The 10,155-nt window shown below is 69.9% G+C and carries 9 protein-coding genes; 8 read left to right on the forward strand and 1 reads right to left on the reverse strand.

The genetic code is table 11. The features are described 5' to 3' along the window. The first annotated feature begins 8 nt into the window (after positions 1–8). From ACFWJ8_RS13725 to ACFWJ8_RS13755, 7 genes are all read left to right on the forward strand, one after another. The gene (locus ACFWJ8_RS13725) at positions 9–1,028 is read left to right on the forward strand and encodes a TIGR03842 family LLM class F420-dependent oxidoreductase (RefSeq protein WP_378812297.1); all 1,020 of its coding nucleotides are present in this window, start codon (positions 9–11) and stop codon (positions 1,026–1,028) included. A 21-nt stretch (positions 1,029–1,049) separates the two neighbouring features. Further along, positions 1,050–1,976, forward strand: a complete 927-nt coding sequence (locus ACFWJ8_RS13730) for an ABC transporter permease (RefSeq protein WP_378812299.1) — start codon at positions 1,050–1,052, stop codon at positions 1,974–1,976. Further along, entirely contained in the window at positions 1,973–2,836 is an 864-nt protein-coding gene (locus ACFWJ8_RS13735; RefSeq protein WP_378812302.1) for an ABC transporter ATP-binding protein, read from the forward strand. The genes ACFWJ8_RS13730 and ACFWJ8_RS13735 overlap by 4 nt, the downstream gene beginning before the upstream one ends. Further along, a complete protein-coding gene (locus tag ACFWJ8_RS13740) occupies positions 2,833–3,660 on the forward strand; it encodes an ABC transporter permease (protein ID WP_378812303.1) in 828 nt (275 codons plus the stop codon). Before ACFWJ8_RS13735 ends, ACFWJ8_RS13740 begins: the two co-directional genes overlap by 4 nt. Before the next feature lie 77 nt (positions 3,661–3,737). Then, positions 3,738–4,928: an ABC transporter substrate-binding protein gene (locus tag ACFWJ8_RS13745; protein ID WP_378812306.1), complete on the forward strand. Its 1,191-nt coding sequence runs from the start codon at positions 3,738–3,740 to the stop codon at positions 4,926–4,928. Between the two features lie 154 nt (positions 4,929–5,082). Continuing rightward, positions 5,083–6,399 carry an aspartate aminotransferase family protein gene (locus tag ACFWJ8_RS13750; RefSeq protein WP_378812309.1) on the forward strand — a complete coding sequence of 439 codons (1,317 nt, stop codon included), beginning with the start codon at positions 5,083–5,085 and terminating at the stop codon, positions 6,397–6,399. 62 nt (positions 6,400–6,461) lie between these two features. Beyond that, on the forward strand, positions 6,462–7,979 hold the full coding sequence (locus tag ACFWJ8_RS13755; protein WP_378812311.1) for a CoA-acylating methylmalonate-semialdehyde dehydrogenase: 1,518 nt from the start codon (positions 6,462–6,464) through the stop codon (positions 7,977–7,979). A 71-nt stretch (positions 7,980–8,050) separates the two neighbouring features. On the opposite strand, the gene ACFWJ8_RS13760 is transcribed toward ACFWJ8_RS13755, so the two are convergent. Next, on the reverse strand, positions 8,051–8,497 hold the full coding sequence (locus tag ACFWJ8_RS13760; RefSeq protein WP_378812313.1) for an Lrp/AsnC family transcriptional regulator: 447 nt from the start codon (positions 8,495–8,497) through the stop codon (positions 8,051–8,053). Between the two features lie 71 nt (positions 8,498–8,568). On the opposite strand from ACFWJ8_RS13760, the gene ACFWJ8_RS13765 reads away from it, so the two are divergent. Continuing rightward, positions 8,569–10,023 carry a DUF6421 family protein gene (locus tag ACFWJ8_RS13765; protein ID WP_378812316.1) on the forward strand — a complete coding sequence of 485 codons (1,455 nt, stop codon included), beginning with the start codon at positions 8,569–8,571 and terminating at the stop codon, positions 10,021–10,023. Positions 10,024–10,155: the final 132 nt, after the last annotated feature.

Here is a 10,155-nt window from a genome sequence, read left to right on the forward strand (position 1 = left end):
GGGACCCCATGGACTTCGGCGTCGTCCTGCAGACCAACCCGCCCGCGGCACGCACCGTGCAGCTCGCCACGCTCGCCGAGGCGCACGGGTTCAGCCACGTCTGGACCTTCGACTCGCACCTGCTGTGGGAGGAGCCGTACGTCATCCACTCGGCGATCCTGGGCGCCACGAACCGGGTCGTCGTCGGTCCGTTCGTGACGAACCCGGCGACCCGGGACTGGACGGTCACGGCATCCGTGTTCGCCACGCTCAACGAGATGTACGGCAACCGCACGATCTGCGGCATCGGGCGCGGCGACTCCGCGGTGCGCGTCACCAACGGCAAGCCGACGACGATGGCCGAGCTGCGCGAGTCGATCCACGTCATCCGCGAGCTCGCGAACTCGCGGCCCGTCGAGTACCACGGCTCGCTCCTGCAGTTCCCGTGGAGCCGCGGCTCCGAGCTCGACGTGTGGGTCGCCGCATACGGGCCGATGGCGCTGCAGTTGACGGGCGAGGTCGCCGACGGCTACATCCTGCAGCTCGCCGACCTCGACATCGCCGCCTGGATGATCAAGACGGTGAAGGATGCCGCGGCCGCCGCCGGCCGCGACCCCGAGTCGCTCGCCATCTGCGTCGCCGCGCCGATGTACATCGGCGACGACTGGGAGCATATGCGCGACCAGTGCCGCTGGTTCGGCGGCATGGTGGGCAACCATGTGGCCGACATCGTCGCCAAGTACGGCCATCACGGCGAGGGCGTGCCCGAGTCGCTCACCGACTACATCGAACGCCGCAGCGGCTACGACTACAACACCCACGGGAGGGCCGAGAACGACCACGTCGACTTCGTGCCCGACGACATCGTGGACCGCTTCTGCATCCTCGGGACGGCATCCGATCACATCGCCAAGCTGCAGGCGCTGCGCGAGCTCGGCGTGACGCAGTTCGCCGGATACCTGCAGCACGACAACAAGGAAGAGACCCTGCGCGTCTACGGCGAGACCGTCATCCCGGCTCTGCAGACCCACCTGACGGCGAAGGCCTGAGCCGGTGACGGCGGCGCGCGCATGAGGCCGGTGCGGTGGTCCGCCCGCCGTCAGCACGAGCTGCGCGGCTGGGTCGCGGCGGCCTGGGGGGCACTCGGCGTGCTGGCGGTGCTCGCGCTGTGGGAGCTGTACAAGTTCCTGGGGCCCGCCGAGGGCGTCGTGATCGGGGCGGTGCAGGGCCAGGCGGGGACGGGCGTCATGATCCTGCCGCGCACCCACGACCGGGCCATGCCGCACGTGTGGGACATGGTGGCGCGGCTGTTCGCCCCGACCAGCGGCGGCGACACCCCTCCGCTGTGGGTGTCGGTGGCCAGCGCGGCGCTCGTGACGCTCGGCATCGCCGCGATCGGGTGGCTGATCGGCGTCGTCGTCGGCGCGGCGCTCGGACTCGTCATGCAGCGGTGGCAGCTGCTGGAGTGGGGTCTGCTCCCCTGGATCGTCGTGAGCCAGATCGTGCCGCTCATCGCCTTCGCGCCCGTCGTCAACGCGATCGGCAATCAGATCGACCGGGGCGGCGGCACGTGGCCGCAGTGGCTGTCGGTGGCGGTGATCGCGTCGTACCTCGCCTTCTTCCCCGTGGCGATCGGCATGCTGCGCGGCCTCGCCTCGCCCGATCGCATCCACCTGGACCTCATGCGCAGCTACGCCGCCGGCTACTGGCCGACGCTCGTGCGGCTGCGTCTGCCTGCCGCGGTGCCGCACCTGCTGCCCGCGCTGCGGCTCGCGGCCGCGAACGCCGTGCTCGGCGCGGTCGTCGCCGAGGTGTCGATCGGCATGCGCGGCGGCATCGGCCGCATGCTCATCCAGCTCGCCGGGCAGGCCTCCAGCGACCCCGCCGCCCCGTGGGGGCCGACGTTCGGCTCGATCGCGCTCGGACTCATCGCCGCCGGCTCCGTCGCCCTCATCGGGCTCGGGCTGGCCAACTACCGCAGAGGAGAGGCGACATGACGCACAGTCCGGCCGGTGAGCCCGTCGAACCGAAGAGCCCCGGCGCAGCTCCCCTTCGACAAGCTCAGGGACCGAGCCCGGCCGTGCGAGCCGCGGGCGTGAGCAAGGTGTTCGCCACGAAGACCGGCGACGTCGCCGCCCTGTCAGACGTCGACCTCGAGGTCGCGGCGGGAGAGTTCGTGGCCCTCATCGGGCCGTCAGGGTGCGGCAAGTCGACGCTGCTGCGGCTCATCGCCGACCTCGATCAGGCGACGACCGGCTCGCTGGAGATCTTCGGCAAGCCGGCGAAGCGCGCCCGCGCAGACCAGGACTACGGCATCGCGTTCCAGCAGGCGGGGCTCCTGCCCTGGCGCACCGTGGGCGCCAACATGGCGCTCCCCCTCGAGCTCCACGGCACCGGCAAAGCGGAGCGGGCGGCACGCGTGGCCGAGCTCGCCGAGCTCGTCGGCCTCACCGAGTTCGTCGATCGGTACCCCGACCAGCTGTCCGGCGGCATGCAGCAGCGGGTGGCCATCGCCCGTGCCCTCGCAGCGCGCCCGAAGCTGCTGCTCATGGACGAGCCGTTCGGCGCGCTCGACGAGATGACGCGCGAGCGGCTGCAGACCGAGCTCACCCGCATCGCCGCCGAGACGGAGGCCGCCGTCGTGTTCGTCACGCACTCGATCCCCGAGGCGGTGTTCCTGTCGGACCGCGTGGTCGTCATGAGCCCCCGCCCGGGTCGCATCACCGACGTCATCGAGGTCGACCTCGGCACCGACCGCTCCGAGGAGCTGCGCGAGGCGCCCGAGTTCTTCGATCGCGTCACCGCGGTGCGCGAAGCCCTCCACGGCGCACCCGTCACGAGGGCGAGCGAGTCATGACGGACACCGCCACAACGACCTTCCCGGGCGCGAGCCGCGCGGTCGCCACGGCGTCCGGCGAGCGTCGCCTGCCCGGGTGGCTGCGGTGGGTCGCGCCGGTCGTCGTCGGTGCGCTCATCGTGATCCTGTGGTGGTTGTGGGTCGATGTGCTCGGCACCGCGCCGCGCATGCTTCCGAGCCCGTTCGCGATCCTCGAGGAGTTCGTCAAGCGGTGGCCGATCATCGCGCAGGACATGGCGATCACCGCCACCAACGCCCTCATCGGCCTCGTGATCGGGTCGCTCCTTGCGATGCTCTTCGCCGGGCTCGCGGCCGCGGCGCGGCCGATCGACGGCATGCTCGCACCGCTGGTCGCCGCCCTCGCCGTCATCCCCATCGTCGCGATCACGCCGATCCTCAACACGATGTTCGGCGCGTCGAGCCAGTTCGGCCGGCAGGCGGTCGCCACCATCGCCGCCTTCATCCCGGTGTTCGTCAACGTGCTGCGAGGCCTCCGGCAGACCCGGCCCGTGCACCGCGACGTGCTGCGCGCGTCCGCGGCATCGGGATGGCAGACCTTCCGCTTCCTCACTCTCCCGACGGCGCTCCCCTACCTGCTGACGGGCCTGCGCATCGCGAGCTCGCTCGCCGTCATCGCCGCGCTCGTCGCCGAGTACTTCGGCGGCCCGGCCGACGGCATCGGCACCGCGATCGCCACGTACGCCAAGTCCGGTCGCGCCGCGCTCGCCTGGGCGTACGTGCTCGGCGGCATCATCATCGGCCTCGTGTTCTACCTCGTGACCTCGCTCCTGGAGCGCCTGGCCACCCGACGATCCCAGGTCTGACGCGACCCGCCGACGGGCGCGCACGACCGCACCGACCAGACCTCAAGGGGAAAGCAGCACCACACGAAAGGAACGCAATGACACAGCAGCATTCGCGCGGCCCGGGCATGCGCCGGGGCCTCTTCGCGGCATCCATGTTCACCGTCGCGGCCCTCGCACTCGCCGCCTGCGCCGGATCACCGGACTCCTCCGACACGGGCGGCGGCGACGACTTCGAGCCGATCACCTCCCTCAAGCTGCAGCTGCAGTGGCTGCCGCAGGCCCAGTTCGCCGGCTACTACGTCGCACAGGAGAAGGGCTACTTCGAGGAGGAGGGCTTCGACGACGTCGAGATCATCCCCTCAGGCGGCGACATCGTGCCGCAGGACGCGCTCGTGGACGGCGACGTCGACTTCGCGATCGCGTGGGTCCCGAAGGTGCTGGGCACGCTGGAGGCGACCGGCGTCGAACTGACCGACATCGCGCAGGTGTTCCAGAAGTCGGGCACACTGCAGGTGTCGTGGAAGGGCGACGGCATCACGTCGGTCGCCGACTTCGAGGGCAAGCGCATCGGCTCGTGGGGCTTCGGCAACGAATGGGAGATCTTCGCCGCGATGGCGGCCGAGGACCTGGACTCCACGACGGTCTCGATCACCACGCAGGACTTCTCGATGAACGCACTGCTGGACCGCGACGTCGACGCCGCCCAGGCGATGACCTACAACGAGTGGGCCCAGATCCTCGAGGTGAAGAACCCCGACACCGGACAGCTCTACCAGCCCGAGGACTTCGACGTCGTGTCGTACGAGGACACCGAGGGCGCCATGCTCCAGGACGCGATCTGGGCAGACACCGAGCGACTGAAGAACGACCCGGCGTATGCCGACGCAGCCGTCCGGTTCCTCAAGGCGATCACCAAGGGCTGGATCTACGCGCGCGACAACGCCGAGGAGTCGGCGTCGATCGTCTATGACATCGCCTCGACCGCCGAGGCGGCCTTCCCGGTCGGCCCGGTGCACCAGCAGTGGATGATGAACGAGGTCAACAAGCTCATCTGGACCGGCGCCGACTTCGGCCTCATCGACAAGGCCGCGTGGGACAAGACGGTCGACGGCGCCCTTTCGGCCAAGAACCAGGACGACCTCGAGCTCATCACGCAGAAGCCCGCTGACAGCGCCTACTCCAATGAGTACATCCAGAAGGCGCTCGACGAGCTGAAGTCCGAAGGGGTCGAGGTGAGCGGCGAGTACACGCCGATCGACGTCGTCCTCACCGAGGGCGGTCAGTAGTCCGACCTCATCCGGTCGTTGAGCGAGCGACGAAGGAGCGAGACGAAACGCCTCGGGCCCACCGGCGACCTCTCGCCGGGACGCGTTTCGTCTCGCTCCGCTCGCTCAACGGCCGGGGGTTGACCCGACGACGCAGAACAGGGAACGTTGCGACATGACCGAAGATCTCGACGCCCTCGCGAAGGAGCTCGACCGCGAGCACGTGTTCCATTCCTGGTCGGCGCAGGCGGGGCTCGACCTCCCCGTCATCGCCGGCGGGTCGGGCACCGTGGTGTGGGACCACGCCGGCCGCCGCATGCTCGACTTCTCGAGCCAGCTCGTGAACGTCAACATCGGGCACCAGCATCCCGCCGTCGTCGAGGCGATCCGCGCGCAGGCGGCCGAGCTCGCGACGATCGGCCCCGCGACCGCGAACCTCACGCGTGGCCGGGCCGCCGAGCGCATCTTGTCGCACGCCCCCGAGGGCTTCACGAAGGTCTTCTTCACCAACGGCGGCGCCGACGCGATCGAGAACGCCATCCGCATGGCGCGCCTGCACACCGGGCGCGACACGATCCTGTCGACCTACCGCTCGTACCACGGCAACACCGGGGCGGCCATCGTCGCGACCGGGGACTGGCGGCGGATGCCGAACCAGTTCGCCCGCGGGCACGTGCACTTCTTCGGCCCATACCTGTACCGCACCGAGTTCTGGGCGACGACGCCCGAGGAGGAGTGCGCGCGCGCCCTGCACCACCTCGAGCGCGTCATCCAGTCCGAGGGGCCCGCCACGATCGCGGCGCTGCTGCTGGAGTCGATCCCCGGCACCGCGGGCGTCATCGTCCCGCCGCCCGGATACCTCGCCGGCGTCCGCGCACTGGCCGACAAGTACGGTCTGCTGCTGATCCTCGACGAGGTGATGGCGGGCTTCGGGCGCACCGGGCGCTGGTTCGCGTTCGACGGCCACGACGTGGTGCCCGACCTCATCACCTTCGCCAAGGGCGTGAACTCCGGCTACGTGCCGGTGGGCGGCGTCATCATCTCGGCGCCGATCGCCGCGACCTTCGACGACCGCGTCTTTCCGGGCGGGCTCACGTACTCCGGTCATCCGCTGGCCGCGGCATCCATCGTCGCCGCCCTCGACGCGATGCAGAACGAGGGCATCGTCGAGAACGCGCGCCGTGTGGGAGTGGATGCCATCGGCCCGGGCCTGCGGGCGCTCGCGGAGAAGCACCCGCTCATCGGCGAGGTGCGGGGCGAGGGGGTGTTCTGGGCGCTCGAGCTCGTCGCCGATCGCGACACGCGCGAACCGGTCGGCGCCGACGTCATCGGCCGGCTCAAGAAGGAGCTCGTCGCGCGGGGGCTCCTCCCTTTCACCGCCGACAACCGCATCCATGTCGTGCCGCCCTGCGTCGTGACCGACGCGGAGGTGGAGCAGGCGATGGCGATCTACGATGAAGCCTTGACGAGCGTCGAAGGCGACGGTCACTGAGCCTGTCGAAGCGATGACGCGTGCATCCCGCCTCACGAGGGCGGTTCCAAAGGAGGAACACGATGACTGACACGATCGACCGCACCGAGACCACGGTGCTGGACCACTGGGTGAACGGCGCACCGTGGGCGGGGGTGTCCGAGCGCTCCGGCCAGGTGTTCAACCCCGCGCTCGGCACCGTGCAGAAGCACGTGCGGTTCGCCTCGACCGCGGACGTCGGTGCCGTGGTGGATGCCGCGTCGACGGCGTGGGCGCAGTGGCGCGACGCCTCGATCGCCAAGCGCCAGTCGGTGCTGTTCGCGTTCCGCGAGCTGCTCAACGAGCGCAAGGAGGAGCTCGCCGAGATCCTCACGTCCGAGCACGGCAAGGTGCTCTCGGACGCGCGCGGCGAGATCGCCCGCGGCATGGAGGTCGTCGAGTTCGCGTGCGGTGTCGGTCACCTGACAAAGGGCGCGTACTCCGAGAACGTGTCGACCGGCATCGACGTGTACACGCTGCGGCAGCCGCTCGGCGTCGTGGGGATCATCAGCCCCTTCAACTTCCCCGCCATGGTGCCGCTGTGGTTCTTCTCCATCGCGCTTGCCGCCGGCAACGCGGTCGTGCTGAAGCCGTCCGAGAAGGACCCGACGGCGTCCAACTGGCTGGCGGGGCTCCTCACCGAGGCGGGGCTCCCCGACGGGGTCTTCAACGTCGTCCACGGCGACAAGGAGGCGGTCGACGCGCTCCTGGACCACCCCGATGTGCGGGCGATCTCGTTCGTCGGCTCGACGCCGATCGCGAAGTACGTGTACGAGAAGGCCACCGGCGCGGGCAAGCGTGTGCAGGCCCTCGGCGGCGCGAAGAACCACATGCTGGTGCTGCCCGACGCCGACCTCGACCTCGCCGCCGATGCCGCCGTGAACGCCGGATTCGGCTCGGCGGGCGAACGCTGCATGGCGATCTCGGTCGTGCTCGCCGTGGACTCGGTCGCCGACGCCTTCGTCGCCAAGGTCGCCGAGCGCATGGGCGGGCTGAAGGTGGGCGACGGCCGGCGCGGCACGGACATGGGGCCGCTCATCACCGGTCAGCACCGCGACAAGGTGGCCTCGTACATCGACGTCGCCGGCTCCGACGGCGCCTCGGTCGTCGTCGACGGCCGTGGGATCGAGGTCGACGGCGATGCCAACGGCTTCTGGCTCGGCCCAACCCTCATCGACAAGGTGCCGACGTCGTCATCGGTGTACGGCGACGAGATCTTCGGTCCGGTGCTGTCGGTCGTGCGGGTGTCGGGCTACGAAGAGGGCCTCGGCATCATCAACGCCAGCCGCTACGGCAACGGCACCGCGATCTTCACGAACGACGGCGGCGCGGCCCGGCGCTTCCAGCGCGAGGCGACGGTCGGCATGATCGGCATCAACGTGCCGATCCCGGTGCCGGTCGCCTATCACTCCTTCGGCGGCTGGAAGGCCTCGCTGTTCGGCGACGCCAAGGCCTACGGCCCGCACGGGTTCGACTTCTTCACCGCCGAGAAGGCCGTGACGTCGCGCTGGCTCGACCCGTCGCACGGCGGCATCAACCTGGGTTTCCCCCAGCACGACTGAGCGCCCCGGGTCGCTGAGCCTGTCGAAGCGCCCTTCGACAGGCTCAGCGACCGATGCCTTCGGACACCGGATCAGGCCGGCAGCAGCGGCCGGTTCTCGTAGAACGTCTGCAGCACGACCGTCGTGCGCGTGTTGACCGACGCCGCCGCGCGGATGTCGCGGATGAGGCTCTCGAGGTGCCGGGGCGTCGCGACCCGCACCAGCAGCATGTAGCTCGCGTCGCCGGCGATCGAATGACACGCCTCGATCTCGGTGAGGTGCTCCAGCAGCTCGGGGGCGTTGTCGGGCTGGGCGGGGTCGAGGGGCGTGATCTCGACGAACGCGGCGAGCGGTTTGCCGACCGCCTCGGCGTCGACGACGGCGCGGTATCCGGCGATCACGCCGCTGCTCTCGAGGCGCTTCAGGCGCGCCTGCACGGCCGAGACCGACAGCCCGGCCTTCTCCGACAACTGCGCCAGGGTGGCGCGCCCGTCGCGCGAGACCTCTTCGATGATCCTCAAGTCGACAGCGTCTTCCACACATGGAAGAATATCAATCAGAGCCGGTTCTCACCGGAATATTTCCTGTCATTGACGGATCGGAGGTTCACATGTCCAGCACCGCCCTTCACACCGCGAAGGCGATCGTCGGCGAACCCGAGGTCGTCGAGGACGCTGCACAGGCCGAGACGAGCGACGCCTGGCTGCGCCTGAAGGCAGCCGCGATCGCGATCCAGCCCCTCCAGATCAAGGACGGCTCGATCCCGGATGCCTCCGCCCACGCCGACGCGCACACGTACGTCGCCGAGATCGTGGCCGGCATCCGCGCCCTCGCGCCCGCGTTCCCGCACGACGCCGAGTACCTCGCCGCATCGGCCCGCGACTTCGAGCGCTGGGCCGACGCCGGGTTCGGCATCCCGGACTTCCTCGACTCGCTGAACGCCTTCCAGCCGCAGCAGCACCGGGTCGACGGCATCCGTCACCTCGTCGTGTTCCCGATGTACACGCAGAACGGGTCGAGCGATCGTCACGTCGAGGCCGTGCTCGTCGAGGTGATCTGGCCGGAGTTCATCGCGCAGCTCGAGGCCGGCGACTACGGCAACAAGCTGTTCGTGTCGCTGCGCTTCGTCGACTTCACGCCGGGCTACGACACGAACTCCGCCGTGCTGTTCCCCGAGACCGTCGCGATGCGCGAGATCCCGACGTTCACGTGGGGCGCGATCTTCCAGGACCGCGAGGCCGCCCGCTACCGCCGCGTCGTGCGCGCCGCCGCCGAGATCACGAAGCTCGACCTGCCCGAGGACGCCGCGCGCATGCTCGACGACCAGCAGCTCACCGAGAAGACGTTCGTGATGTGGGACATCATCCACGACCGCACGCACATGCGCGGCGACCTGCCGTTCGACCCGTTCATGATCAAGCAGCGCATGCCGTACTTCCTGTACTCGCTGGAAGAGCTGCGCTGCGACCTCACCGCGTTCCGCGAGTGCGTCGAGATCGAGAAGCGGCTCACGGCGCGCGTCGAGGCCGGCGCCCTTCGACAGGCTCAGGAACCGGTTCTTTCGGCATCCGAGGCCGAGATGCTCGAGCACGCCAAGCTGGTGCAGTACGCCGTCATCTTCGACCGCATCTTCCGGTTCTCGATCACCGGCACGCGTGTGCGCAACTACGACGGGCTCGGCGGCCAGCTGCTGTTCGCGTGGCTGCACCAGCGCGACGTGCTGCACTGGACCGACACCGCCCTCGCCTTCGACTGGGCAGAGGTGCCGGCCGCGGTCGTCGCGCTGGGCGACGCGATCGACGAGCTGTACTGGCGGTCGATCGACCGCCCGAAGACGGCGCACTGGCTGGCGGCGTACGACCTCGTGCGCGGCACGCTGACGCCGAACCCGGCGTCAGCGTGGGCCCGTGGCCTGCCCGACGAGACCCTCGCAGGTGCTCCGAAGGGCTACACGGATGCCGTCATGGACGACGAGTTCCCGCTGTCGATGTTCTTCGAGGCCCTCGACAAGAAGATGAAGCCCGTCATCGAGTCCACCGCCGGGATCACGGGTGCCAGCTCCTGATCCCGCGGTCGCCGGTCGGCTCGTCCTCGTCGCGGGGGCGACGAGCGCGAGCGGCCTGGCGGCGGCGCGCGGCCTGCGTGGGGCAGGCGCGCGCGTCGTCGCGGTCGGCCGCGACGCCGAGCGTCTCACTGC

It is taken from the genome of Microbacterium sp. NPDC058389, assembly GCF_042722305.1.
Lineage (GTDB): Bacteria > Actinomycetota > Actinomycetes > Actinomycetales > Microbacteriaceae > Microbacterium.

Bases quoted from the DNA above. Each gene is read 5' to 3' on its own strand.
- ACFWJ8_RS13725 (WP_378812297.1), top strand. From the start codon at position 9: ATGGACTTCGGCGTCGTCCTGCAGACCAACCCGCCCGCGGCACGCACC.
- ACFWJ8_RS13730 (WP_378812299.1), top strand. From the start codon at position 1,050: ATGAGGCCGGTGCGGTGGTCCGCCCGCCGTCAGCACGAGCTGCGCGGC.
- ACFWJ8_RS13735 (WP_378812302.1), top strand. From the start codon at position 1,973: ATGACGCACAGTCCGGCCGGTGAGCCCGTCGAACCGAAGAGCCCCGGC.
- ACFWJ8_RS13740 (WP_378812303.1), top strand. From the start codon at position 2,833: ATGACGGACACCGCCACAACGACCTTCCCGGGCGCGAGCCGCGCGGTC.
- ACFWJ8_RS13745 (WP_378812306.1), top strand. From the start codon at position 3,738: ATGACACAGCAGCATTCGCGCGGCCCGGGCATGCGCCGGGGCCTCTTC.
- ACFWJ8_RS13750 (WP_378812309.1), top strand. From the start codon at position 5,083: ATGACCGAAGATCTCGACGCCCTCGCGAAGGAGCTCGACCGCGAGCAC.
- ACFWJ8_RS13755 (WP_378812311.1), top strand. From the start codon at position 6,462: ATGACTGACACGATCGACCGCACCGAGACCACGGTGCTGGACCACTGG.
- ACFWJ8_RS13765 (WP_378812316.1), top strand. From the start codon at position 8,569: ATGTCCAGCACCGCCCTTCACACCGCGAAGGCGATCGTCGGCGAACCC.